General features: G+C 64.1%; 24 protein-coding genes. 12 read left to right on the forward strand and 12 right to left on the reverse strand.

Going from position 1 to position 25,148, the window contains the following annotated elements:
- Positions 1 to 45: 45 nt before the first annotated feature.
- The 7 genes from H2040_RS00455 to gatC are packed head-to-tail and all read right to left on the reverse strand — an operon-like array spanning position 46 to position 5,234.
- Positions 46 to 735 carry a fumarylacetoacetate hydrolase family protein gene (locus H2040_RS00455; protein ID WP_287153334.1) on the reverse strand — a complete coding sequence of 230 codons (690 nt, stop codon included), beginning with the start codon at positions 733 to 735 and terminating at the stop codon, positions 46 to 48.
- Positions 732 to 1,307, reverse strand: coding sequence for a UbiX family flavin prenyltransferase (locus tag H2040_RS00460; RefSeq protein ID WP_287153336.1), 576 nt, complete (start codon positions 1,305 to 1,307; stop codon positions 732 to 734). The genes H2040_RS00455 and H2040_RS00460 overlap by 4 nt, the downstream gene beginning before the upstream one ends.
- A 1-nt stretch (position 1,308) precedes the next feature.
- Complete coding sequence (gene gatB / locus H2040_RS00465) at positions 1,309 to 2,805, reverse strand: Asp-tRNA(Asn)/Glu-tRNA(Gln) amidotransferase subunit GatB (protein ID WP_287153338.1); 1,497 nt, start codon at positions 2,803 to 2,805, stop codon at positions 1,309 to 1,311.
- Complete coding sequence (locus H2040_RS00470; protein ID WP_287153341.1) at positions 2,805 to 3,254, reverse strand: hypothetical protein; 450 nt, start codon at positions 3,252 to 3,254, stop codon at positions 2,805 to 2,807. The genes gatB and H2040_RS00470 overlap by 1 nt, the downstream gene beginning before the upstream one ends.
- Positions 3,251 to 3,469: a hypothetical protein gene (locus H2040_RS00475; protein WP_287153342.1), complete on the reverse strand. Its 219-nt coding sequence runs from the start codon at positions 3,467 to 3,469 to the stop codon at positions 3,251 to 3,253. Before H2040_RS00475 ends, H2040_RS00470 begins: the two co-directional genes overlap by 4 nt.
- Positions 3,469 to 4,950 carry an Asp-tRNA(Asn)/Glu-tRNA(Gln) amidotransferase subunit GatA gene (gene gatA / locus H2040_RS00480; protein ID WP_287153344.1) on the reverse strand — a complete coding sequence of 494 codons (1,482 nt, stop codon included), beginning with the start codon at positions 4,948 to 4,950 and terminating at the stop codon, positions 3,469 to 3,471. The genes H2040_RS00475 and gatA overlap by 1 nt, the downstream gene beginning before the upstream one ends.
- Positions 4,947 to 5,234: an Asp-tRNA(Asn)/Glu-tRNA(Gln) amidotransferase subunit GatC gene (gene gatC / locus H2040_RS00485; protein ID WP_022698967.1), complete on the reverse strand. Its 288-nt coding sequence runs from the start codon at positions 5,232 to 5,234 to the stop codon at positions 4,947 to 4,949. Before gatC ends, gatA begins: the two co-directional genes overlap by 4 nt.
- 216 nt (positions 5,235 to 5,450) lie before the next feature.
- On the opposite strand from gatC, the gene H2040_RS00490 reads away from it, so the two are divergent.
- Positions 5,451 to 8,318 (forward strand): M16 family metallopeptidase, encoded by a 2,868-nt coding sequence (locus tag H2040_RS00490; protein ID WP_287153347.1) that lies wholly within the window; start codon positions 5,451 to 5,453, stop codon positions 8,316 to 8,318.
- A gap of 38 nt (positions 8,319 to 8,356) precedes the next feature.
- Here H2040_RS00490 and H2040_RS00495 read toward each other — a convergent pair whose 3' ends face one another.
- Positions 8,357 to 9,529: an AI-2E family transporter gene (locus tag H2040_RS00495; RefSeq protein WP_287153349.1), complete on the reverse strand. Its 1,173-nt coding sequence runs from the start codon at positions 9,527 to 9,529 to the stop codon at positions 8,357 to 8,359.
- Positions 9,530 to 9,658: 129 nt separating this feature from the next.
- Between H2040_RS00495 and ruvX the strand changes: the two genes are divergently transcribed.
- The 4 genes from ruvX (at position 9,659) to dprA (ending at position 12,819) form a co-directional block, all read left to right on the forward strand.
- The gene (gene ruvX / locus H2040_RS00500) at positions 9,659 to 10,117 is read left to right on the forward strand and encodes a Holliday junction resolvase RuvX (protein ID WP_287153351.1); all 459 of its coding nucleotides are present in this window, start codon (positions 9,659 to 9,661) and stop codon (positions 10,115 to 10,117) included.
- A 62-nt stretch (positions 10,118 to 10,179) separates the two neighbouring features.
- The gene (locus H2040_RS00505; RefSeq protein ID WP_287153353.1) at positions 10,180 to 11,109 is read left to right on the forward strand and encodes an aspartate carbamoyltransferase catalytic subunit; all 930 of its coding nucleotides are present in this window, start codon (positions 10,180 to 10,182) and stop codon (positions 11,107 to 11,109) included.
- Complete coding sequence (plsY, locus tag H2040_RS00510; RefSeq protein WP_287153355.1) at positions 11,106 to 11,717, forward strand: glycerol-3-phosphate 1-O-acyltransferase PlsY; 612 nt, start codon at positions 11,106 to 11,108, stop codon at positions 11,715 to 11,717. The genes H2040_RS00505 and plsY overlap by 4 nt, the downstream gene beginning before the upstream one ends.
- Positions 11,707 to 12,819 (forward strand): DNA-processing protein DprA, encoded by a 1,113-nt coding sequence (gene dprA, locus H2040_RS00515; protein WP_287153357.1) that lies wholly within the window; start codon positions 11,707 to 11,709, stop codon positions 12,817 to 12,819. Before plsY ends, dprA begins: the two co-directional genes overlap by 11 nt.
- Here the strand turns inward: dprA and H2040_RS00520 are convergent.
- Positions 12,816 to 13,022 (reverse strand): hypothetical protein, encoded by a 207-nt coding sequence (locus H2040_RS00520; RefSeq protein WP_022698961.1) that lies wholly within the window; start codon positions 13,020 to 13,022, stop codon positions 12,816 to 12,818. The two genes, dprA and H2040_RS00520, sit on opposite strands and share 4 nt — an antisense overlap.
- 144 nt (positions 13,023 to 13,166) lie before the next feature.
- Here H2040_RS00520 and topA point away from each other — a divergent pair, with 144 nt between their 5' ends.
- Genes topA through rpmG form a run of 5 tightly spaced genes read left to right on the forward strand, consistent with a single transcriptional unit; the run spans position 13,167 to position 20,127 of the window.
- The gene (topA, locus tag H2040_RS00525; protein ID WP_287153410.1) at positions 13,167 to 15,725 is read left to right on the forward strand and encodes a type I DNA topoisomerase; all 2,559 of its coding nucleotides are present in this window, start codon (positions 13,167 to 13,169) and stop codon (positions 15,723 to 15,725) included.
- Positions 15,726 to 15,728: 3 nt separating this feature from the next.
- On the forward strand, positions 15,729 to 18,035 hold the full coding sequence (gene rnr / locus H2040_RS00530; RefSeq protein ID WP_287153360.1) for a ribonuclease R: 2,307 nt from the start codon (positions 15,729 to 15,731) through the stop codon (positions 18,033 to 18,035).
- Positions 18,032 to 18,772, forward strand: a complete 741-nt coding sequence (locus H2040_RS00535; protein ID WP_287153362.1) for an NUDIX hydrolase — start codon at positions 18,032 to 18,034, stop codon at positions 18,770 to 18,772. Before rnr ends, H2040_RS00535 begins: the two co-directional genes overlap by 4 nt.
- On the forward strand, positions 18,736 to 19,899 hold the full coding sequence (locus tag H2040_RS00540) for an MFS transporter (RefSeq protein ID WP_287153364.1): 1,164 nt from the start codon (positions 18,736 to 18,738) through the stop codon (positions 19,897 to 19,899). The genes H2040_RS00535 and H2040_RS00540 overlap by 37 nt, the downstream gene beginning before the upstream one ends.
- Before the next feature lie 60 nt (positions 19,900 to 19,959).
- Complete coding sequence (gene rpmG / locus H2040_RS00545; protein ID WP_022698956.1) at positions 19,960 to 20,127, forward strand: 50S ribosomal protein L33; 168 nt, start codon at positions 19,960 to 19,962, stop codon at positions 20,125 to 20,127.
- 26 nt (positions 20,128 to 20,153) lie between these two features.
- Here the strand turns inward: rpmG and H2040_RS00550 are convergent, their stop codons facing one another.
- Positions 20,154 to 21,542, reverse strand: coding sequence for a PleD family two-component system response regulator (locus H2040_RS00550; protein ID WP_287153367.1), 1,389 nt, complete (start codon positions 21,540 to 21,542; stop codon positions 20,154 to 20,156).
- A gap of 9 nt (positions 21,543 to 21,551) precedes the next feature.
- Positions 21,552 to 21,917 carry a response regulator gene (locus H2040_RS00555; protein ID WP_027068560.1) on the reverse strand — a complete coding sequence of 122 codons (366 nt, stop codon included), beginning with the start codon at positions 21,915 to 21,917 and terminating at the stop codon, positions 21,552 to 21,554.
- Between the two features lie 129 nt (positions 21,918 to 22,046).
- On the opposite strand from H2040_RS00555, the gene H2040_RS00560 reads away from it, so the two are divergent.
- Both H2040_RS00560 and H2040_RS00565 read left to right on the forward strand, forming a co-directional pair.
- A complete protein-coding gene (locus H2040_RS00560; protein ID WP_287153371.1) occupies positions 22,047 to 22,979 on the forward strand; it encodes an ROK family protein in 933 nt (310 codons plus the stop codon).
- A gap of 4 nt (positions 22,980 to 22,983) precedes the next feature.
- Positions 22,984 to 24,249, forward strand: coding sequence for a DNA polymerase IV (locus H2040_RS00565; protein WP_287153374.1), 1,266 nt, complete (start codon positions 22,984 to 22,986; stop codon positions 24,247 to 24,249).
- Here H2040_RS00565 and H2040_RS00570 read toward each other — a convergent pair.
- On the reverse strand, positions 24,246 to 25,106 hold the full coding sequence (locus H2040_RS00570; protein WP_287153376.1) for an alpha/beta hydrolase family protein: 861 nt from the start codon (positions 25,104 to 25,106) through the stop codon (positions 24,246 to 24,248). The two genes, H2040_RS00565 and H2040_RS00570, sit on opposite strands and share 4 nt — an antisense overlap.
- Between the last annotated feature and the right edge of the window lie 42 nt (positions 25,107 to 25,148).

A 25,148-nucleotide genomic window follows, 5' to 3' on the forward strand; every position in this document is an offset into this window, starting at 1 on the left:
CCGGGCGTTGAACGCCCGCGGGTAACGCCGCGCGGCGATGAATGACTAGATTATACGGAAATCGAGTTCGCCGACGCCATCGACGCCCGCTTCGACCCGCTGCCCCCGGGCGATCGGCCCGACGCCTTCCGGCGTACCTGTGAAAACGAGGTCGCCGGGTTTTAGTTCAAAGCTGCGCGACAGCGCGGCGATGATTTCCGGCACGGACCAGATCATGGCGCTGAGATCGCCGTCCTGTTTCAACACGCCGTCGACGCTGAGCCAGATGCGGCCGGAGGACGGGTGGCCCGTTTCGGCCAGCGGGACGATATCGGAAATGGGCGCGGAGTTGTCGAACGCCTTGGCGACGTCCCAGGGACGGCCTTTGGCTTTCGCCTCGGCCTGCCGGTCGCGGCGTGTGAGATCGACGCCCACGGCATAGCCGAACACCTTTGCGGCGGCCTCGGCGGCCGGTATGTCCGCTCCGCCCCGCCCCAGCGCGATCACCAGTTCCGCCTCGTGATGCAGGTCGTCCGTGTCCGTTGGATAGGGAATATCGGCGCCGCACGGGGCGACCGCGTCGGCGGGCTTGGTGAAGAAAACCGGCGGATCGGATTTGGCGTCGCCGCCCATTTCCGCCACGTGCGCGGCGTAGTTTTTTCCCACACAGAAGATACGGCGGACGGGAAACCGCGCGCCCGTGCCCTTCACCGCGACGGACGGAATATCGGCGGCCTGAAAGACGAAATCCCTCACTGGCCGCGCACCCCGGACCAGCGATTGACCATGTCCGCGTCGATATCGAACAGGTCGAGGACGCGGCCGACCGTGTGGTCCACCATCGTCTCTATGCTGTCGGGTCTGGCGTAGAGGGCCGGCACCGGCGGATAGACGATGGCGCCCATCTCGGTCACCGCCTCCATATTGCGGATATGGGCCAGGTGCAGGGGCGTCTCGCGGAACAGCATGACCAGACGGCGGCGCTCTTTCAGGATCACGTCGGCGGCGCGGGCGACGAGATTATCGCAGAGACCGTTGGCCAGCGCGCCCAGCGTCTTGGCGGAGCACGGGGCGATAATCATGCCGTCGGTGACAAACGAACCCGAGGCGATGGCCGCGCCGATATCGTTATTGTCATAGACAACATTGGCCTTCGCCTTCAGGTCTTTCAGCTCCAGCCCGAGTTCCGAATAAGCGGTCAACGCGCCAGCCCTGGAGACAACCAGATGCGTCTCCACGCCGTCCACGCCCTGAAGCGCCTCGAGCGCACGCACGCCAAAGGCCGCGCCGGAGGCGCCGGTGATGGCGACGACGAGGCGCCGCGTCACCCTAAACCCCCAGCTTCTTGCGGAGAATTTCGTTCACCGCCTGCGGGTTGGCCTTGCCGCCGGAGGCCTTCATGACCTGACCGACGAACCAGCCCATGGCCTTGGGCTTTTCCTTCACCTGCTCGGCCTGTTCCGGGTTCTCGGCGATGATCTTGTCGACGATGGCTTCCAGCTCGCCGGTGTCGGAGACCTGTTTCAGACCCTCGCGCTCGACGATCTCGGCCGGGTCGCCGCCCTTCTCCCAAAGGATCTCGAAGACGTCCTTGGCCGCCTTGCTGGAGATCGTGCCGTCGGTGATCAGCTTGATCACGCCGCCGATCTGGGCCGCCGAGACCGGGGAGTCGGCGATATCCACGTCTTCCTTGTTCAGGCGGCCATAAAGTTCGTTATTCACCCAGTTGGCGGCCAGTTTCGGGTCCGCGCCGGTTTCCACCACCGCCTCGTAATAACGGCCGCGGTCGGTGTCGGAGGTCAGGACGGCGGCGTCATAGGCGGAAAGGCCGTAATCCTTCTCGAACCGCTCGCGCTTCTCGTTGGGAAGCTCGGGCAGCGACTCCTGGATTTCCTTGATCCAGGCCGGGTCGAGGACCAGCGGCAGCAGGTCCGGGTCCGGGAAATAGCGGTAGTCGTGCGCCTCTTCCTTGGAGCGCATGGAGCGGGTCTCGCCCTTCACCGTGTCGAACAGGCGGGTTTCCTGGTCGATCTTGCCGCCATCCTCGATGATCTCGATCTGACGGCGCGCCTCGTACTCGATGGCCTGCTGGATGAAGCGCATGGAATTAAGGTTCTTCAGCTCGCACCGCGTGCCGAGATGGGAGAAATCGTCCGTCTCGCGGAATTTCTCATACTGGCCCGGCTTGCAGACGGAGACGTTCACGTCGGCCCGCATCTGGCCCTTCTCCATATCCCCGCCGCAGGTGCCGAGGCTGCGCAGGATCTCCCTCAGCGTGCGCACGAAGGCCGCCGCCGCCGCCGGTGAGCGCATGTGCGGCTTGGAGACAATCTCCATCAGCGCCACGCCGGCGCGGTTGAGGTCCACATAAGTCGAGGCCGGGTCCAGATCGTGAATGGACTTGCCGGCGTCCTGCTCCAGATGCAGTCGCTCGATCCCGACCTTGATCCACTCGCCTTCCTCGACCTCCACGTCGATCTCGCCTTCGCCGACGATGGGGTGGGCGAACTGGCTGATCTGATAGCCGAGCGGCAGATCGGGATAGAAATAATTCTTGCGGTCAAAGCGCGACCATTCATTGATCTGCGCCTTCAGGCCCAGACCAGTCCGGACCGCCTGCTCCACGCATTTGGCGTTGATGACCGGCAGCGTGCCCGGCAGGCCGGCGTCCAGCAGCGCGACCTGGGTGTTGGGCGACGCGCCGAAATCGGTCGAGGCGCCGGAGAACAGCTTGGCGGTCGAGGCGACCTGCGCATGGACCTCAAGGCCCAGAACGATTTCCCAGTCGCCGGTGGCGCCGGGGATGAGATAATTCGAGGCAGACATTATGAATCTAATCTCTGATTGAGGTTTGAAGCGATTTGATCGATTTCCGCGTGTTGGCTCATTGCTATTATTGAAATTTCCTCTCCCGCCGAGGTTTTCAGACACAGGACGGACGAACCCGGTTTGTCATCAATTCCAACTTCATCATTGAACCGACGCCCTACAAATTTCTCAATGTCACCACGTGGAAAGTCGGTGCCTGAGATAACGACGCGATCAGCCTGAAACTCGACCTCTACGATGCAGCTCCGATAGATCGTCCATGCGCCGTAAATGGCGAAGACTAAAAGTACGAATCCAACCCAGGTCCACCAGCTTCCAGCCAATAACAACCCGATACCGCCAAGCGCAGGAATTAGCACTGCGCCAATATTGACCAGCGTGACGTTGCGCCACCCTTTGAGGATAACGGTATCACCGTGTTCGCGGATAAGATTGTTTGAGCTCACTGATCTTCTTTAAAAGCAGAAACCAGACGCCGGGCGGCGGAGACGGTGAAACCAAACAGCAGGCCGAACAGGCCCATGACGCTGATCACGATGCCCAGCGCCATCGGCGCATCGACCTTTTCGGTGACGATCAGCACGCCCGCGATCAGCAGGATCGCGCCGGTGATGATCGAAGACCCGGAAATCTTCGGAGCGTTTTCGAGCGCCGAGCCCATCAGGCGGACTCCCACCAGCGTTTCGGCTTGGCCGAGAAGTTCGCGGCTTTTTCCAGCGCGCCGGCAGCGGCGAACATCGTCTCCTCGCCCAGCGCCGGAGCGATCAGCTGCAGGCCCAGCGGCAGGCCCTGATTGTCCAGCCCGGCCGGGACCGAGATGGCCGGAACGCCGGCCAGGTTCGCCGTCACCGTGAAAATATCGTTCAGATACATCTGGATCGGGTCGGCGTCGCGCTCGCCAAACCCGAAAGCGGCCGAGGGCGTGGCCGGGGTCAGCAGCACATCGACATTTTCGAACGTATCGCGGAAGTCCTGCAGGATGCGCTGACGCACCTTCTGGGCCTTCAGATAATAGGCGTCGTAATAACCGGCCGAGAGCACATAGGTGCCGATCAGAACGCGGCGCTGGACCTCCGCCCCGAAACCTTCGCCGCGGGTCGCTTCATAGGTCGGCACCAGACCGTCCTTCTCCACCCGCGCGCCATAGCGCATACCGTCATAACGGGCGAGGTTGGAGGAGGCCTCCGCCGGGGCGACGATATAATAGGCCGGAAGCGCGTACTTTGTGTGCGGCAGGGAGACGTCGACGCATTCCGCGCCCGCTTCCTTCAGCCACTCCACGCCCTGATTCCAGAGATCGCGGATTTCGTCCGGCATGCCGTCGACCTGATATTCCGCCGGCACGCCGACTTTCAGGCCTTTGACGGAGCGGCCCACGGCCGCCGCGTAATCCGGGATTTCCACGTCCAGAGAGGTGGAATCGTTCTTGTCGTGCCCGGCCATGCTGCGAAGCAGGATCGCGGAATCCTCCACCGTCTTGGCCAGCGGACCCGGATGATCCAGCGAGGAGGCGAACGCCACCACGCCGAAGCGCGAACACAGGCCATAGGTCGGCTTCACGCCGACAATGCCGGTAAAGGCCGCGGGCTGGCGGATGGAGCCGCCGGTATCAGTCCCGGGCGCCCCAAGGCAGAGATCGGCGGAGACCGCCGCCGCCGAGCCGCCGGAGGAGCCGCCGGGGACCAGCTTGTCGTCCTTGCCGTCGCGCCGCCAGGGGCTGACGACCGGGCCGTAGCGGGAGTGTTCGTTGGACGAGCCCATGGCGAATTCGTCCATGTTCACCTTGCCGATCATAACCCCGCCCTCTTTCCAGAGATTGGCGGTGATCGTGGACTCATATGGCGGGTCGAATTCGCCAAGGATATTGCTGGCCGCCGCGGTGCGCGCGCCGACCGTGCAGAACAGATCCTTCACGGCGATGGGCGCGCCCTCGATCAGGCCCGCCTCACCCTTTTTGCGGCGCTCGTCGCTGGCGTCGGCCATGCTGAGCGCGCGCTCCGACGTATCGGTGATAAACGCGTTCAGGGGCGCGGCGGCGCCAATGGCGTCCAGATGCGCCTGGGTCAGCTCCCGCGCGGTGAACTCGCCCTTTTCGAGACCGTCCAGCGCCTCGGTCAGCGTGAATTCGATCAGCTTGCTCATTCCACAGCCTTCGGCACGACGAAGAAGCCCTCTTCGGACTTCGGCGCATTCTTCAGGACGGCGTCGCGGTCGCCCGCCGCCGTGACCTTGTCTTCCCGCATCGGCAGCGAGGATTCGACAGCCGTGGTCATCGCCTCGACGCCCTCGACATCGACTTCGTCGAGCTGCTCGATCCAGTCCAGAATTCCGTTCAGCTCGCTGGCCAGCGTGTCGAGGCGATCCTCGGACACGCGCAGGCGCGCGAGATGGGCGATGTGGCGAACTTCGTCTTTGGTGACCGACATGTCCCGCTTTTCGTGATTTGCATGAGGTAAGGAGCCTGTTCGCTATCAGAGGGCCGCCCATGCGGCAAGAAGCCTGCGCCAGTCAGGCCTGTGCGCCTTCGCGCCGGCCAAGCTTAAACCTTTGTAAGATTTGCAACCGCCCCTTGCGGGGCGGGCCTGACCCGCGCTCAAATGCCGCCCGACTATCGTGTCCGATCAGCTGGGGGTCCCTTGATCATGTTCAAATCTATCTGTCTTTCCGGAATCGCGGGAAGCGTTCTGTTGCTGGCCGCGGCCTGCGACGACCAGAATCTCGCCGCCAATACATCCAACGACAACGCCGCGCAGGCCGAAAACAACGCCGCGGCGCCCGACAAGGCCGAAAAGCGCGCCAGGCGCGGCGACAAGTCCGCGGAAGCCAATGTCGAAATTCCGGACGTGGATATCCCGTTCGAGAAATTCACCCTGGATAACGGCCTGACCGTGGTGGTCCACGAAGACCACAAGGCGCCGGTCGTGGCTGTCAGCGTCTGGTATCATGTCGGCTCCGGCGACGAGCCGGACGGGAAGACCGGCTTCGCGCACCTGTTCGAACACATCATGTTCAACGGGTCGGAAAACTATAATCAGGACTATTTCGGCCCGTTCGAGGATGTCGGCGCGACCGGCATGAACGGCACGACCTGGTTCGACCGCACGAACTATTTCCAGACCGTTCCGACCACCGCCGTCGACATGGCGCTGTGGATGGAGTCCGACCGGATGATCAATCTGCTTCCGGCGCTGGACCAGGCGAAGCTGGACGAACAACGCGACGTGGTGAAGAACGAGAAGCGCCAGGGCGACAACCAGCCCTACGGCCTTGTCGAGTATGAACAGCTGGAGGCGTTGTTCCCCGCAGGCCACCCCTATCGTCACTCCACGATCGGTTCGATGCAGGACCTGACCGACGCCTCGCTGGAAGACGCGCAGGAATGGTTCAAGAAATACTATGGCGCGACCAACACCGTGGTCGTCGTGGCCGGCGACATCACCGTCGATGAAGTCCGCGAGAAGATGCAGACCTATTTCGGCGCCGCGCTGGCCGGGGACCCGATCCCGAAAGGCCAGCAGAACGTGCCGGTCCGCGAGCGCGATACGTTCCAGACCATGCAGGACCGCGTGCCGCAGGCCCGTATCTACCGCACCTGGGTCACGCCGGGCCGCACCACCGAAACCGCGGCGGACCTGGACCTGGCCGCAATGGTTCTGGGCAACGGCAAGAATTCCCGGCTCTACAAGGAGCTGGTCTATGACAAGCAGGTCGCCAACAATGCCGTGGCCTATCTGCAGGAGCAGGAACAGGCCAGCTTCTTCGAAATTCAGGTGACTCTGAAAGAGGGTCAGGATCCCGAAGAAGTCGACGCGATGATCGACGACATCGTGTCCGACTTCCTGGCGAACGGCCCCACGGCGGACGAACTGAAGCGCGCCAAGACCAAATATAACGCCAGCACCGTGCGCGGTCTGGAAGAGATTGGCGGCTTCGGCGGCAAAGCCGTTACGCTGGCTCAGAGCGAGGTTTATGCCGGCGATCCGGGGTTCTGGAAAACCCGCCTGGAGTGGCAGAACGAAGCCTCGCCCGCTGACGTGAAATCCGCCGCGAATGAGTGGATCTCCAACGGCTTCCACCAGATCACCGTGACCCCGTTCGGGGATTATCAGGTGGCCGAGGACGGGGCCGACCGTTCCGCCCTGCCGCAGGTGAACACCACGCCGGATCTTGAATGGCCGGACGTGCAGCAGGCCGAGCTTTCCAACGGCATCAACGTGATCTTTGCCCGCCGCGACGCGGTTCCGCAGGTTGATATCGCGGTGCGGTTCGACGCCGGCTATGCCTCCGACACCGTAATGGGCGCGGACAAGACCGGGCTTTCCAGCTTCACGATGAGCATGCTGGACGAAGGCGCGGGAGAGATGGGGGCGCTGGATATCGCCGCCTCTCTGGAAGATCTGGGGGCGGAATTCTCCTCAGGCTCCAATCTCGACTCCTCCACCGTCACCTTCTCCGCCCTGACGGACAATCTGGAAGAGACGGTCTCGCTGGCCGGGACGATCATCAAGAACCCGACCTTCCCGGAGAATGAACTCGAGCGGGTGCGCGGCATCACGCTGGCCGGTATCGAGCAGGAGAAAGCCCAGCCGGTCGGCATGGCGCTACGCCTGCTGCCGCCGGAAATTTATGGCGACGGGCATCCTTACGGCGTTCCGTTCACCGGCTCCGGCACGACCGAGGCGGTTTCCGGTTTCACCAAGGAGGATCTGGCCGCCTACAAAGACGCCTGGCTGCGTCCGGACAACGCCACGATCTTCGTGGTGGGCGACACCACGATGGAAGAAATCCAGCCGGTCCTGGAAGCCGAGTTCGGCAGCTGGGCCGCGCCGGAATCGGCCAAGCCTGAAAAGGACGTCCCGACCGTCTCAAATCCTGAGTCGAGCCGCGTGATCATCGTGGACCGTCCGGGTTCGCCGCAGACCATGATCCTCGCCGGCGAGCTGGCCCCTCCGGGCACCGCCGAGAACAACGAGGCAATCAGCGCGATGAACGACGCCCTGGGCGGTCAGTTCAGCGCACGGGTCAACATGAACCTGCGTGAGGACAAGGGCTGGGCCTATGGCGCCTATACCTTCATCTCCGGCGCCACGAACCAGCGGCCTTTCATGGTTTACGCCCCGGTTCAGACAGACCGTACCGCCGACTCAATCACCGAGTTGCGGAACGAGCTGATGGGCGTCACCACCGACCGTCCGGTCACCTCCGAGGAACTGGCCCGCGTGGTCAAGAACAACACGCGCGCCCTGCCCGGCCAGTATGAAACCGGCGGCGCGGTGCTCGGCAGCCTGATGTCCAGCCACACGCTGAACCGTCCGCTGGACTATCCGGTGACGATCAAGCCGACCTATGAGGCGCTGACGCTCGAAGATCTGGGCGCCGCGGCCGAGGAAGTGGTCAAGCCGGACCAGCTTGTCTGGATGATCATTGGCGACCGCGAACAGATCGAGGAACCGATCCGCGCGCTGAATATCGGCGAGGTGGAAGTGCGTTCACTGGACGACGCCGAGTAATCGGCCGCGTTCCTTAGCAAACAGGAAAAGCCGCGGCTCTAGGGCCGCGGCTTTTTTATGGCCCAACCGTGTTTTCGCGGCCTGGGGATGGTGCCGCCCAGCAACAGGCTGAACGGATGCAGCATTTCCGTGTGCGCGCTCAGGGCCTTCAACATGACCAGCAGCGGCACGGAAATCAGCGCCCCCACCGGCCCCCACAACCAGGTCCAGAAGCTCACAGTCAGCAGAATGGCCAGCGGATTCAGCGTCAGCCGCGCGCCGAGCGTCAGCGGGGTGACAAAACTGCCCTCGATAAAGTTCAGCCCCAGATAGACCAGCGGCGGAATGGCGGCCTCGGTCAGGGTTTCGGTATTGATGATGCCGACCAGCGCCAGCAGTGAGGCGGTGATGATCGGGCCGATATAGGGGATGAAGTTCAGCGCCGCCGCGATACCGCCCCACATGATCGGGCGCGGCATGTCCAGAAAATACATCGCCAATCCGACCGCCACGCCAAGCCCGGCATTGATCAGCGCCATCGTGAAGATGTAGCTGCCCACGCTCCGCTCAACGTCGCGGAACATGCGCGCGGTGTGCAGCTTGCCGCTGATGCTGCGGCGCGCGGCGATCAGCTTCAAACGTAACTCCGTGCGGGTGGCGAGAATGAAATAGGTCAGGGCAAGAACGAACAGGGTCTGCACCGCGGCGCGTCCCATGGAAGAGGTCAGGCTTTCGGCCAGTCCGGGAGCGCGCACAACGACTTCATCGGCGGTTTCGCGTTGTGAAACAGAGGCCATCTGCTTGACCTCCTCCGACAGCGACTGGACCGAGGAGATCGGCTGCTTGACCCCGCTCAGCTTGTCGCTGGCCTGCTCGATATATTGCGGCGCGTTCTCGGCCCAGCTGGCGGCAGGCTGGGCGATAAATGAAAACCCGAAATAAATTCCCGCGCACAGCGCCCCGACCAGGCCCAGCGCGGCTATGCCGGAAGGCAGGCCGGTTTTTTCGATCATGGCCATGGCCGGCGCCAACAGGACGCTCAACACGAAAGCCACCGCGACCGGCATCAGGAACGGTTTGGCGAAATACAGGGTGGATCCCGCAACCAGCAGGAACATGCAGATCAGCAGCGCGAATATCCAGGACTGGATGGCGCGGTTCCCGATATCGTCTATGGTGTTGATGTCGCCGGGATCTCTCACCGGCGGTTCGGCAGATTCAGAATTTTCCAAGCAAGGCTCCGGTGTTCGCGGGGAACCCGTCATTGATCAGCTACGCCTCCCCAAGCGTGTGAACTGATTATAACGCACGGATGTGAAACAGGTTTCCCCAAGCGAAAAACCCGGCCAGACTGGACCGTGATGAGCCTTACAGACCTTGAAAACCTGCCTGCTGAGGGGGCGCTTCTGGGCGTGGACCCGGGCGCAAAGCGCATCGGCGTGGCGGTCTGCGACCCGCGCCGCTCCATCGCCACCGCGCTTGATACGATTCACCGCACGAAACTGGCGGCCGACCTGACGGCGCTGTTTGCGCTCTATGATTCACGCCAGTGCGCCGGTCTGGTGATCGGGCTTCCGGTCAATATGGACGGGTCCGAGGGGCCGCGCGCCCAATCTGCCCGGGCGTTCGCCCGCAATATTCTCAAACATCGCGATATTGCGATCGCAATGCACGATGAGCGCCTCAGTTCAGCCGCCGCCGATGACGCCATGGCGGAAGCAGGCGTAAAGCCTGCGCAGCGCCGGAGTTTGCGCGATCAGACCGCCGCGGCGATTATCCTGCAAAGCGCCATCGATCGGCTGGGCGCAATCCGGTCATGACGGCTTGCCGCGCCGGCAACCCTCGCGCTAAGCAGCGCAGCGACCTTCACGCCGAGCGATCCATGGCTGCCACGATACCGCCCTTCCCGCACAGACACCTGATTTCGGTGAACGCCTTGAGCGCCGCCGAGGTCAAAGAGATATTCGCGCGGGCTGAAAACCACTGGCGGCGGAACCGGGAAACGGGAAAACGCACCGACGCGCTGACCGGGCGCAGCATCGTCAATCTGTTCTTCGAACCCTCCACCCGCACGCTTCTTTCTTTCGAACTGGCGGGCAAGCGTCTGGGCGCGGACGTGGCGACCCTGCCGCTGGCCGAGTCGTCGGTGAAGAAAGGCGAGTCGTTCGAGGACACGCTCTATACGGTCGACGCCATGCAGCCCGACGCCATCATCGTGCGCCACCGGGAAATCGGCGCGGCGCGCGCGGCCAGCGAACTGGTCTCGGCCAGCGTGGTCAATGCCGGGGACGGCGTGGCGGAGCACCCGACCCAGGCCCTGCTGGACGCCTTCACCCTGCAACAGAAATGGGGATCTCTGGAGGGCCGGCGCATCCTGATCTGCGGCGATATCGCTCACAGCCGCGTGGCTGGATCCGATATTCCCCTGCTGACTCAGCTGGGGGCGGACGTGCGGGTGGCCGGGCCGGAAGTCTTCCTGCCAGAATCGACCGCCGCCGAAACGTTCAATGACTTCGACACCGCCCTGCAGGGCTGCGACGCGGTGATGATGTTGCGCATCCAGCGCGAGCGCATGGGCGAGAACCAGGCGCCGCATCTGGAGGATTATGTGCGCGACTGGCGGCTGGACGCCGGCCGTCTGGGCCGCGCGAAACCGGACACCCTCATCATGCATCCCGGCCCGATGAACCGCGATGTCGAGATCACCAGCGAGGTCGCAGACCATCCCCGCAGTGTCATCCGCGCTCAGGTGGAATCGGGCGTCGCTGTGCGCATGGCGGTTCTGGAGCTTTTGATGGAGGCGCGCGCATGACCGTCCTCACCCTGATTATATCCCTGCTGTGCGGGTACCTGCTGGGCTCGATCCCCTTTGGACTGGTGATCACGCGGGCGGCCGGGCTGGGCGATATACGCGCGCAGGGTTCCGGCAATATCGGCGCGACCAATGTCCTGCGGACCGGGCGCAAGGACCTGGCCGCGGCGACGCTGATTCTGGACTCCGGCAAAGCGGCCATCGCGGCGCTGGCCGCATGGGCGGTTTTCGGACGGCCCGAGGCGGCCGCCGCGGGCGCGGCGGCGTTTATCGGCCATTGCTATCCCGTGTGGTTGAAATTCAGGGGCGGCAAAGGCGTGGCGACCTTCTTCGGCGTGTCGCTGGCCCTGTCCTTCCCGCTGGGACTGATGCTCTGCGGCCTCTGGCTCTCCGCCGCCGCCCTGTTCGGTTATTCCTCGCTGGCGGCGCTGATCGCCGCCGCCGCCGCGCCCCTGCTGGCGCTGGCGGCCCACCGTCCTGAACTGGCGGCGGCCTTCGCGGTGATGATCATCGTGATTTTCTGGCGCCACCGGTCAAATATTGCGCGCCTGTTCAAAGGCGAAGAGCCGAAAATCGGCGGCAAGAAGAAAGAGACCGATGCGGCGTGAGCTGAGCGCCGCCGAAAAGCGCGACTGGATCCGCCTAGCCCGGACCCCGAATGTCGGGCCGGTTACCTTCTATGCTCTCATTGAACGCTATCAGGATGCGTCCGCCGCGCTGGACGCCCTGCCCGCGCTGGCCAGGCGGGGCGGCCGGGTGGATCCGATGCGAATTCCGAAACCCGCTGACATTGACCGGGAGATGGACCGGACAGACCGGATGGGCGGACGGATGATCGCCGCGGTCGAGCCGGGCTTTCCGGATGCGCTGGCGGCGCTCGACCCGCCCCCGCCTGTCATTTCGGTTCTGGGCGACCGGGCCCTGCTGACCCGCGATTGTGTCGCCATAGTCGGCTCCCGCAATGCCTCGGCGGTGGGTTTGCGCATGGCGGGCGATTTTGCGCGCGGTCTGGGCGAAGCCGGGTTGATGGTGGTTTCCGGCATGGCGCGGGGCGTGGATTCGGCGGCGCACGCCGCAGCGCTGGAAACCGGAACGGCGGCGGTTCTGGCGGGCGGTCTGGACCATATTTATCCGCGCGAAGCGGAGGCGCTTTACGATGAAATCCGGCGGCGCGGCGCCATCCTCTCGGAGCTGCCTCTGGGCTATCGCGCAACCGCGCGGGACTTTCCGCGCCGCAACCGGCTTGTTTCCGGCCTGTCTCTGGGGGTGATCGTCGTGGAGGCGGCCAAACGCTCCGGCACCCTGATCACCGCGCGGCTGGCCGGCGAACAGGGGCGCGAGGTCATGGCGGTCCCCGGATCGCCGCTGGACCCGCGCGCGGGCGGGACAAACAGGCTGATCCAGCAGGGCGCGGCTCTGGTGCAGAACGCTGACGAGGCGCTGGAAATCATCCGCGATCTGCCGCGCCTTTCCCTGCGAGAACCCGGTGAAGGTTTTGCAGGGAAACCGCCGGACCCGGAGGCGCTGGCAAAGGCCGCGGACCAGGCGCGGGATCATGTCCTGTCCTTGATCTCGACCGCGCCCGCCCACAGGGACGAGATTGCCCGTCAGGCGGGTCTGCCGCCTGCGGTCGTCTTCGCCGCGCTGGTCGAACTGGAATTGGCGGGCCGTGTCAGCCTGGAGCCGGGCGGCGCGGTGAGACTCGCCTAATCCACCGCGCCCGCCGGCATCTTTCGCCGCGCCGCCATTGCAGACGCCAGCGCCAGAATCTGGGATAATTCCTCCAGGCCCGCCTCAAGGCAAAGCCCGGACAGTTCATCACTCAAGGAACAAGCGTATTCCGCCACCTGAGCGGCGTCGACCGGCCGCCGCGATTGCTCGCCAGACGTTCCGTCATCTTCATTATCATCCATGGCGTGGATTCCTCGATATTCGCGATTAGGTTGCAATTTTAACCTAATGCGCCTTAAGAACTTAGCTGACTGTTCAGCATTGACAAGCCTTGAGGCGGCCCCCAGCTTCGCTCGCCATTCTCCACGGATTGTTGCGTGCGCCCTATGAACGTTGTCGTTGTTGAGTCCCCGGCGAAAGCCAAAACCATCAATAAATATCTCGGCGGCGACTACCAGGTGCTCGCGAGCTACGGACACGTGCGCGATCTGCCCTCCAAGGACGGCTCCGTCCGCCCGGACGAGGATTTCGCCATGTCCTGGGCGGTCGACACCAGGTCCCAGAAGCGCGTGAAGGAAATCGCCGATGCGGTGAAGGGATCGGACCGCCTGATACTGGCTACTGACCCCGACCGCGAAGGGGAAGCCATTTCCTGGCACCTGCTGGAGGTTCTGAAGAACAAGAAGGCGCTGAAGGATGTCGCGGTGGACCGCGTTGTCTTTAACGCCATCACCAAGACCGCCGTTCTGGACGCCATGAAGAATCCGCGCCAGATCGATATGGAGCTGGTGGAGGCGTATCTCGCCCGCCGCGCGCTCGATTATCTGGTTGGCTTCACCCTCTCCCCGGTCCTGTGGCGCAAGCTGCCCGGCGCGCGTTCCGCGGGCCGCGTCCAGTCGGTCGCGCTGCGCCTGATCTGCGAGCGCGAGTTCGAGATCGAGAAATTCGTCGCCGAGGAATACTGGACCCTGAAGGCCCAGGCGAGCGCGGGCGGCTCAGAGCCGTTCGAGGCGCGGCTGACGCATCTGGACGGCGGAAAGCTGGACAAGTTCGGCCTGCCCGACGAGGCCTCCGCCACAGACGCCAAGCAAAAGATTGAAGCGGCCAGCTTCAGGATCGGCGCGGTCGAGGCCAAGCCGACCAAGCGCAACCCGCCCCCGCCTTTCACCACCTCCACCCTGCAACAGGACGCGTCCAACCGGCTCGGCTATGCCGCCAAGCGGACCATGCAGATCGCCCAGAAACTCTACGAAGACGGGCTGATCACCTATATGCGGACGGACGGCATCGACATGGCGGGCGAGGCCATCGCCCAGTCCCGCGAGGCGGTGAAGAGCAAGTTCGGCGACAAATACCTGCCGAAATCGCCGCGCAAATACACCTCCAAGGCCAAGAATGCGCAGGAAGCGCACGAAGCGATCCGCCCGACCGACTTCAACCGGTCGCCCGAGGATGTGCGCCTGGACGCCGATGCCGCCAAGCTCTACCGCCTGATCTGGAACCGCGCCACGGCCAGTCAGATGGAAGCCGCCACCATCGAGCGGACCTCCATCGACCTGGTTTCCGGCGATGAGAAGATCACGCTTCGCGCCAATGGCTCGGTCATCCTGTTCGACGGTTTCCTGAAGCTCTACGCCTCCGCCGACAAGGACGAGGACACGCGCCTGCCCAAGGTGACGGAGGGCGACCATGCCGAGACCAAGGAGGTCGAGGCCGAGCAGCACTTCACCCAGCCCCCGCCCCGCTTCACCGAAGCCTCTCTGGTCAAGACGCTGGAAGAACTGGGCATCGGCCGCCCGTCCACCTACGCCTCCATCATCTCGGTTCTGCAGGACCGCGATTATGTGCGGCTGGAAAAGCGCCGCTTCGTGCCGGACGACAAGGGCCGGATCGTCACCGCGTTTCTCGAGAATTTCTTCCGCCGCTACGTCGAATATGACTTCACGGCCGACCTTGAGGAAAAGCTGGACAAGGTCTCGGCCGGCGATCTGGACTGGAAAGCCCTGCTGGACGCTTTCTGGAAAGAATTTTCCGCCTCCGTCGACGATATAGGCGATCTGCGCATCGGACAGGTGCTGGACGCGCTGGACGAGGCGCTGGGCCCGCATTTCTTCCAGCAGACCGAGGACGGCAAGGATCCGCGGCTCTGCCCCAAATGCGGCGAAGGCCGACTGTCGCTGAAACTGAGCCGTTATGGCGCGTTCATTGGCTGCTCGAATTACCCGGAATGCAAATACACCCGCCCCCTCTCCGCCGAGGAAGGCGATGACGCCGCAGGCGGCGATGTGGAGCTGGGCGCGGACCCCGAAACGGGCGCGGCGATCTGGCTGAAAACCGGACGCTTCGGCCCCTATGTGGAGCGCGAGGCGCAGGAAGAAGGCGCCAAGCCGGACCGGTCCAGCCTGCCCAAGACCTGGCCGCCCGACACAATCGATCTGGAAAAGGCGCTGCGCCTTTTGAAGCTGCCGCGCGAAGTGGGCGAGCACCCGGAAGACGGCGACATGATCACCGCCGCGCTGGGCCGCTACGGCCCTTACGTGAAGCACAAATCCATCTACGCCAATCTCGACTCTATCGAGGAAGTGTTCGAGGTGGGGCTGAACCGCGCCGTGGCGCTGATCGCCGAGAAGAAGGCCAAGCGCGGCGGTCAGGTTCTCAAAGAGCTGGGTGAGCACCCGGACGGCGGCGGGCCCGTGAATGTCATGGAGGGCCGTTATGGTCCCTATGTGAAGCACAAGAAAACCAACGCCACCCTGCCCAAGGATGTCGAGCCGGGCGACGTGACGATGGAGCAGGCGGTGACGCTGCTGGCCGAGAAGGCCAGCAAGGGCGGCAAGAAAAAAGCCGCGAAAAAGAAACCGGCGGCGAAGAAGACCGCCGCCAAGAAAAAACCGGCAGCGAAAAAGGCCAGCGGCGGGAGCAAAAGCGCCGCTGCGTCCGACTAGGCCGTGGCCGGGGACGGACCCGACCGCGACGCGGTTTTGCGCGCCATACGGCGCGGCGAAGGCAATTTCGGCAAACGCGAGATTGCGCGGCTGCTCAAGCTGAAAGGCGATGAGCGGATCGGCCTCAAGCGTGTCCTCAGCGCGCTGGAATCCGAAGGCGTCATCCAGCGCACGGCCCGGCGCACCTATGCGGTCGCCGACGCCAGCCCCGGCGTGCGGCTGGTCGAGATTGTCGATCGCGACACGGACGGCGAACTTCTGGCCCGGCCCGAAAAGTCCGACCCCGGCGATCCGCTGATCCGCATGGCGCCCGGTCAGGGCGCTTCGGGACGCGCCGGCGGCGCGCTGGGCGTTGGCGAACGCGCGCTGGTGAAGATCGAGCGCGATCAGGACGGCGAACCTGTCGCCCGGCTGATCAAGCGCCTCGGCCAGAGCGCGCACCGCATCCTGTGCGTCTATCGCGCTGACGGCTCCCGGCCGCGCCTGGTCCCCGTCGACCGGCGCTCCAAGAATGAACTGATCCCGTCCAGGGACAGCCCGCTGAGTCCGAAGAATGGCGATCTGGTCATCTGCGAGCTGGCCAAGGACCGCCAGCACGGGCTGAAAAGCGGACGCATCATCGAAGTCGTGGGCAATGAGAACGAGGCGCGCGCCTCCTCTGTCATCTCCCTCGCCGCGCACGGCGTGCCGGAAGGCTTCAATGACAACGAAGTCGAGCAAGCCGAAAAGGCCAAGCCCGCCACGGTCAGGAATCGCGAGGATCTGCGCCACCTTCCGCTGGTCACCATCGACCCGGAGGACGCGCGCGACTTCGACGACGCGGTGCTGGCCGAGCCGGATGAGGATCCGAAGAACAAGAATGGCTGGGTCGTGTGGGTCGCCATCGCCGATGTCGCCCATTACGTCACGCCCAACAGCCCGCTGGACCGCGGCGCGCTGAAGCGCGGCAATTCGGTCTATATGCCCGACCGCGTCGTGCCGATGCTGCCCGAGCGGCTGTCCAACGACCTCTGCTCGCTGCGGCCGGACGAGGACCGCGCCTGCATGGCCGCGCGCATGGTTTTCAACGCCAGCGGCAACAAGATCGGCCATAGCTTCCATCGCGGCCTGATGCGCTCCTCCGCCCGCCTGACCTATGCGCAGGCGCAGGCGGCGTTCGAGGGCAATCCGGGGCCGGAAGCCGCCGACGTTGTCACGTCCACCCTGCAACCGCTCTGGAAGGCCTATCAGGCGGTCAAGGCGGCGCGGCAACGGCGCAGCCCGCTGGAGATCGACTCGCCCGAACGCAAGGTGCGCGTGGACGAACAGGGCAATGTCGTCTCGATCACCCGCTATGAGCGCTTCGCGGCGCACATGCTGATCGAGGAGTTCATGATCCAGGCCAATGTCTGCGCCGCGGAAACGCTGGAGCAGAAACGCCTGCCCCTGATCTATCGCGTCCATGACGAGCCGAGCCGCGAGAAGCTGACCGCGCTGGCCGACTATCTGCCGCAAGTGGGCATGAAATGGTCGATGAGCGGCCCGGTGAAGCCTGAGCGGTTCAATCAACTGCTCTCCCAAGCCAAGAATCGCGATTATGAGGAGGTGGTGAACGAAGTCGTCTTGCGCTCCCAGTCACAGGCGATCTATTCCACCGAAAATCTCGGTCATTTCGGCCTGAACCTTCAGCGCTACGCCCACTTCACATCCCCCATCCGGCGCTATGCGGACCTCACCGTCCATCGCGGCCTGATCAAGGCGTGCAAGCTGGGCGATGACGGGCAGACGAATGAGGAAGCCTCGAAACTGTCGGGCATCGCCGAGGACATCACCCATACCGAGCGCCGGGCCATGGCGGCCGAGCGCGACTCTGTGGACCGCTATATCGCCAGCTTCCTGTCGGACCGGGTCGGTTCGGAGTTTCAGGGGCGGATTACCGGCGTCACCCGCTTCGGCGCTTTCGTGCGGCTGGCGGAAACCGGCGCGGACGGGCTGGTCCCCGTTTCCTCGCTCGGCGACGATTATTTCCATCATGACGAGAAGGCGCACGCCCTGATCGGCCGGCGCACCGGCGGCCGGTTCGAGCTGGGCCAGAACGTCACCGTGCGCCTGAAGGAAGCCGCGCCGATTACTGGCGGCCTGATCCTGGAGATACTCGACAAGCCCAAACGCGGACGTCCCTCCGGAGGCGGCCGGGGCGGACCGCCGCGCCGCGGCGGCGGCTCACCGGGCCGTAGCGGCGGCGGGGCGGGCCGAAAGTTCGACCGTAAACCGCGCGGCAAGGGCAAAGGCGGCAAGCCGGGACGCGGGGGACCGCGGAAAGGCAAATGAGCGGGCCTAAAAAAGCCTTCGACCCGAAAGGCGACGACACGCGAAAGCACAGCGCGAACATGTCCGGACGGGCCGTGCGTCCGAAACTCGCCGCGACCCTGATCCTGCTGGATGATTCCGGCGATCCGCGCGTTCTGATGGGCAAGCGGCATGGCGGCACGCGTTTCATGCCGCACAAATATGTCTTCCCCGGCGGCCGCGTGGATCGCGCCGACAGCTTTGCCAGAACAGCCGGAGAGATTCATCCCCGCGCGCTTGAGGCCCTGGCGGGCGCGCTGCCGGAACGGCGTGTTCAGGCCGCTGCGGCCGCCGCCATTCGCGAGACGTTCGAGGAAACCGGCTACGCCATCGCCCGTCCGCTGGAGGCTCCTCATAAACGCCCCGCAGACTGGCGGGATTTTTATAGCTGCGCCGGGACGCCCCACATTTCGCCGCTGCGCCTGATCGCGCGGGCCGTGACCCCGCCCTACCGGCCCATCCGCTACGACGCCTTGTTCTTCATGGCCGCGGCCGAACACGCCAGAAGCGTTCAGGGGCCCTGCACGCCCGAGTTGGAAGAAACCGCCTGGGTAACGCTGGACGAGGCGGAATCTCTGGACATCCCGTCCATTACGCGCTTTGTGCTGGCCGAAGTCCGGCGGCGGCTCGATGAGCCCGATGCGCCGGTTCCCTATATTCGAATGGAACGAGGGCGGCACATATGGACGCCGCTGCCGGAAGGCGCATCAACAGCCTGATTACCGCTATCGCCGCAGCCAGTCTCACTGGCTGCGGTTTTGGTCTGTCCCTGCCCCTGATCGCCCTCAATCTGGAATTCATGACCGGGTCCGGCGTGATCTCCGGATGGAACGTGATGATGTCGGCGCTGGCGACCATCATACTTGCGCCCGTGCTGCCCATGATCATGGCAAAGCTGCCGGGGCGCGGCCTGCTGGCCTTTGCCTGCGTGCTTTGCGGTGTGTCGTTCCTGGCCTTTCCGCTGACCGACAATCTGTGGCTTTGGGCGGCGTTCCGCTTTTCGCTGAGCATCGGCCTGACCATTGTCTTCATCGTCAGCGAGGTCTGGATTAACCAGCTGGCCGAGGATGCGCACCGCGGCCGGCTGATGGGGATTTACGCGACCTCCCTGTCCGCCGGCTTCGCGTTGGGCGCTGTTCTGCTGGCGCTTATCGGACCGGACGGCTGGGCGCCGTTTGTCGTCGCGGCCGCGATTTTTGCGTCAGGCTCGCTTCTCACCCTCCTCCCCGGCCCCGGCGTAGAGCCGCCGGAAGGTGAAGGCGCGCATCCGTTCGCGCTCGCCCGCGCTGTCTGGATCGCCCCCACGGCCTTCGCCGCCGCCCTGTTCTTCGGGGCCATCGAGACGGCATCAATGCACTTCATATCTGTCTACGGCGTGCGCATCGGCCTGATCGAGCAGACTGCTGCGCTATTCCTGTTCGCCGCAGCCATCGGCAATATCGCGTTCCAGTTTCCGCTGGGCATGCTGGCCGACCGCGTCGGGGCGTTTCAGGTGCTGATTCTCTGCGCCGTTGGCGGCACGCTGATTCCCCTGCTGCTTCTGGTCACCGAAGGGGCGCTGGCGGCGCAGTTTATCCTGTTCTTCTTTTATGCCGGGATCGTGCTGGGCATGTACACGATCGGCCTTGTCCTGCTGGGCGAGCGGTTCAAGGGCGGCGCGCTGGGCGCGGCCAATGCGGCCTTCGTTTTCATGTATGGCGCGGGAGAGCTGTTCAGCCCGCCTTATGCCGGCGCGCTGATGGACGCCATCAATCCCGGCGGGCTGATGATGGCGCTGTCATCCATGGCCGGCGCCTTCCTGATTTTCGCAGTGATACGCCGCGCGGTTACAGTCAAATCCCGTTGACAGGCTGCGCTCTTTAGCTATTTTGCGCGCCTTCTCGACGAACCAGAGGTCACAAGAGCGATGGCGAAGCCCACAACGATCAAAATCCGGCTGAACTCCACGGCCGATACCGGTTTCTTCTATGTGACCAAGAAGAATACGCGCACCATGACCGAAAAGCTCGTGCTGAAGAAGTACGATCCGGTTGCGCGCAAACATGTCGAGTTCAAGGAAGGCAAGATCAAGTAAGCCCTTTTACGGCCTGATCTTTTGCCTCAGGCGGCTGCCTCGCCGCTGCGTCCGCCCAGCTTCACTTTCACACGATTGCGCCCGGATTTCTTCGCGGCGTAAAGCGCGCTGTCGGCGCGTTTGATGAGGTCTTCCAGCTCGTCGCGCGATTCGCTCTGCGCGACCCCGATGCTGGTCGTGACCTCCAGGGTTCTCACACCGCCATTGATCCTGAACGGCGCGGCATCGATGCTGCGGCGGAACCGCTCGGCGGCGGCCGCGGCGAAGTCCAGCGTCGTTTCCGGCATCACGATCAGGAATTCTTCGCCGCCATAACGGCAGACCAGATCGATCGCGCGGACATTCTGTTTCAGCCGGTCGGCGAACTGGCGCAGGATCTCGTCTCCCGCATCGTGCCCCCAGGTATCATTGACCGCCTTGAAGTGGTCGATGTCGCAGATCAGCACCGAAACCGGATCCTCGTCCCGCTGGGCGGCCCGCGCCATCAGGCGGCGGAGGCGGCCGTCGAGATAGCGGCGGTTGTTCAGACCCGTCAGCGCGTCCGTCACGGCGCTTTCCAGCGTCTCGTCCAGCGCGCCGCGCAGGAAGTCGGCATAGCGCTTCTTGCGAACTTGTGTGGACACCCGCGCGGAAAGCTCCTGCGTGTTTACAGGCCGCGGCAGGACGTCATTCACGCCCATATCCATGGCCCGCACCATGCGTTCGCGCGCATCGGGATCGATGATCGCCAGGATTGGGATCTGCCGGGTCGCCTCGTCCGACCGCACGCGGGCGCAGAGCCGCAGCCCGTCAAAGCTGCGCGCCGCCAGATTGACAATGATCAGGTCTGGCTGCGTGCGCGCATGTTCGGCGGCCTTTCTCGGGTCGGCGACGATCTGGGGACGGTATTCCGGGGTCAGGCTGGCGCGCACGCGCTCGGCCTGATGGTCGTTATCATCCACGATCAGCACGCGGCCGCCCAGAAGCAGGGAATCGTCGACATCGTCGTCAATGGCGCCAGACGCGCGGCCCGAGGCCTCGCGGGTGCGTAATTCATCCATCACGACTTTCAGGCGCAGCAGGCTGCGCGCCCGCGCCAGCAGCATCACGTCGTCGATGGGTTTGGTCAGGAAATCGTCCGCGCCGGCTTTCAGGCCGCGCACCCGGTCCTCGGACTGGTCCAGGGCGGTGACCATGATCACCGGGATATGCCGCGATTTGGGATCGTCCTTCAGGCGCCGGCAGGTCTCGAACCCGTCCAGCCCCGGCATCATCACGTCCAGCAAGATCAGATCGGGCTGTTCCGTGCGCGCGCGTTCGATCGCCTCACGCCCGGACGTCGCCGTGATGACCTCGTAATATTCCGCCTCAAGCTTGGCCCGCAGCAGACGCACGTTGGGCTCAAGATCGTCGACAACGAGGAGTCGCGCGCTCATCGCAGCCCCCTAGTCGAGAAACTGCTTTACGGTCTCGATAAAGGTGGAAACAGTGATGGGCTTGGAAAGATAGGCCTCGCACCCGCCCTTGCGGATACGTTCCTCATCGCCCTTCATCGCGAAAGCGGTCACTGCAATAACGGGAATCGACGAGAGATCGTCGTCTTCCTTGATCCATTTCGTGACTTCCAGACCGGACACTTCCGGAAGCTGGATATCCATCAGGATCAGGTCGGGACGATGTTCCCGCGCCATTTCCAAAGCCTGCAGCCCTTCGCGGGTCTGCAAGGTCTCATAGCCGTGCGCGTCGAGCAGATCACGAAACAGCTTCATGTTCAGCTCGTTGTCTTCGACAATGAGGACCGTTTTCGACATGGCGTTCAGCATAGCGCCTGACATCTTCCCGTTAAGACGAGATTTCTCTATCCCCGTTTCACCCATGGCCGATGTCTTAGCTCAAGCGAGTTAATCAACGGTGGACGGGCACAACGATAGCCTCATGAAATGATTAACGGATGGAGTCTGGAGATCGCGCAAAACAATGCTTTTCCGCTTCTGGGCGTCGACTTCGGCGGCACCAAGATCGAGGCCGCGCTGATCGGCGGGGACGGGTCCGTTCTTGAACGCCGCCGTGCGCCAAATCCGGGAAATTACGACGCAGCCATCGCCACAGTCCGCGAACTTGTCACGGGGATTCAAACACATGCCGGCCAGCCCGCCGGATTCGCCATTCCCGGCTCTCCAAGTCCGGAAACCGGTCTGATCCGCAACGCGAACTCGACCTGGCTGAACGGAAAATCGCTGAACCGGGATCTGGAAACGGCGCTGGCCCGAAATGTTAAAATTGCCAATGACGCGAATTGTTTTGCACTGTCAGAAGCGCGTGGCGGCGCGGCTCAAGGCCATGATTCCGTCTTTGGGGTGATTCTGGGGACCGGGTGCGGCGGCGGCCTGGTCCATCAGGGACGCCTGATCGAAGGCGCTCACGGGATCGCCGGCGAATGGGGCCATATTCCCCTGCCCGCGCCCGGTTCTGACGACAGGCCTGCCCGCGCCTGCTGGTGCGGCCGGGAAAATTGCCTGGAAACCTATCTGTCCGGTCCGGCAGTGTCCGCCGATTATCGCCTTCTGGGCGGAAGGGCCATGGCCGCCCACGAAATTGCCGATCGCGCCGCGGCGGGAGAACGCCGCGCGGTGAACACGCTGGACCGGCTGGTCAGCCGTCTGGGCCGGGCCCTGGGCCTGATCGTCAATGTTTTCGACCCGTCCGCGATCGTGCTCGGCGGCGGCCTGTCCAATATCGACCGGCTCTATGGCGACCTTCCCGGCGCAATCCGTCCGCACGTGTTCTCCGATATGTTCGAGACGCCGGTCCTGCGGCATAAACACGGGGACTCCAGCGGCGTGCGCGGCGCCGCGTGGCTGTGGAGCGAATGAGGTCATGGACGGGTTCTGCCGGAACTGTTTCGCCGACGCGCCGGACGGCGCGGCGCGGTGCCCGGCCTGCGGCTCGCCACGGCTGATCCGGCACGCGGAACTGCACACCCTCTCCATCGCACATATCGATTGCGACGCCTTCTACGCCTCCATCGAGAAACGCGACAATCCGGAGCTGGAGGGAAAGCCGGTCATCGTCGGCGGCGGCCGCCGCGGCGTGGTCTCCGCGGCCTGCTATGTCGCCCGGACCTATGGCATTCATTCCGCCATGCCGATGTTCAAGGCGCTGAAAGCCTGCCCGCACGCCATCGTCATCCGGCCCGAGGGGCGGAAATATTCCACCGAAGGCAAGCGCATCCGCGAGATGATGCAGGACGTGACGCCCCTGGTGCAGCCTGTCTCCATCGATGAGGCGTTTCTGGACCTGACCGGCACGCATCGTCTGCATGGCGGTTCGCCCGCCCTGACGCTGGCGCGGCTGCAAAAGCGCATCCATCAGGAAGTGGGCGTCACGGTCAGCATCGGGCTGTCCCACAACAAGTTCCTCGCCAAGACCGCTTCGGACCTCGACAAGCCCCACGGTTTCGCGATCATCGGCAAGGTCGAGACGCTGGATTTCCTGGCGGACAAGCCGGTCGGATTCGTTTTCGGCGTCGGCCCGTCCTTCGCAAGGAAGCTGGAGCGCGACGGTTATCGCACGCTGGCCGATATCCGCCGCGCCGGCGACAAGGAACTGGCCGCACGCTATGGCGAAAGCGGTCTGCGCCTCGCCCGCCTGTCCCGCGGTGAGGACACGCGCGCCGTCAATCCGGAGCGCGAGCGCAAGGGCGTTTCCAGCGAAACCACCTTTAACGAAGACCTCAGCGATCTCGCGGCGCTGGAGGACCGCCTGTGGCCGCTCTGCGTGAAGCTGGCCGACCGCGCCAAGGCCGATAATATCGCCGGGCAAGTCGTGACCCTGAAGCTCAAACGGGCCGACCACCGCATCATTACGCGCCGCCGCACCCTGACCGCCCCGACACAGCTGGCCGACGCCCTGTTCAGGGTCGGCCGGGAATTGCTGAAAGGCGAAGCCACAGGCCCGCGCTATCGCCTGATCGGCATCGGCATATCGGAGCTGGGGCTTTCGACGGGCGATGCGGGCGACCTGTTCGACGACGGCGCATTGAAACGCGCAGCGGCCGAGCGGGCCAGCGATGCGGCGCGGCTGAAGTTCGGGGGCGATGCGGTGGTGAAAGGCCGCGTCCTGCGCAGCCAGAACAAGCCCTAGGCGATCAGCGCGTCCGCTTCATCCAGAATGGCGTCCCAGACGGCCTGCGACCTTGCGCGGAACGCCCCGTCATGGCCGATCTTCTTCAAGCCAAAATCGGCGGGCTTGATCAGGCGCATATCGGTTTCCGCGCGGGGATAGGCGTCCAGTATCACCCGGGCCGTACGGGGATTGGCGATGGGGTCGTCAGAAAAAACAAAGGACCGGATGGGCGCGGTGACGTCCTCGAAATGATGCGGCCGCAGCCTTGTCTCCAGATCGTCCCGGAAATAGCGGCTGTTATTGGACCAGCGGCGCCACTGCTCGAAAGCGCCGCGCGGCAGGGCGCACCCGCTCCACAGGCCGCCCGCGGGCAGGTAATTCTTCGTAGCCAGCGCGATAGGGCCATAACCCCACCACAGCAGCAGCCCCAGAAGCGGCATTGGCCATTTATGGTGTCCCCAATATCCGGACCCGACGCTGACATGAATATGCCCGCAGGCGCGCGCATAATTGTCCGCGAACCCGATGAGATGGCCGCCGACGCTGTGGCCCAGCGTGACAATCGGCTTGTCCTTGACCTTGATCGCCAGCGCGCTGAGCGCGGCGGCGAAATCCAGCCGGCCCCAATCCTCGACATCGGCCTTGAAACCGTCCAGCGCGTCATCGTTTCCGGTGTTCACGCCGCGATAATCATAGATCAGACAGGTATAGCCGCGGTCCGCCGCGTAAGCCGCCAGACGCCGGTAGAATTCCTTCGGATATCCGGTCGCAGCAGAGATCAGCAAGCCGCCCCGTGGCGCGTCCGGCGCGATAAACACGCCCGACAGCTCATGCCCGTCCTGCGCTTCCAACTCGACCGGTGACTCGGTGACCATGATTGGACCCTAGCCGATGACCTGCGCGTCAAATCAACCCCG

Origin of the sequence: Euryhalocaulis sp. (genome assembly GCF_013911995.1) — a bacterium.
GTDB classification, from domain to species: domain Bacteria; phylum Pseudomonadota; class Alphaproteobacteria; order Caulobacterales; family Maricaulaceae; genus Euryhalocaulis; species Euryhalocaulis caribicus.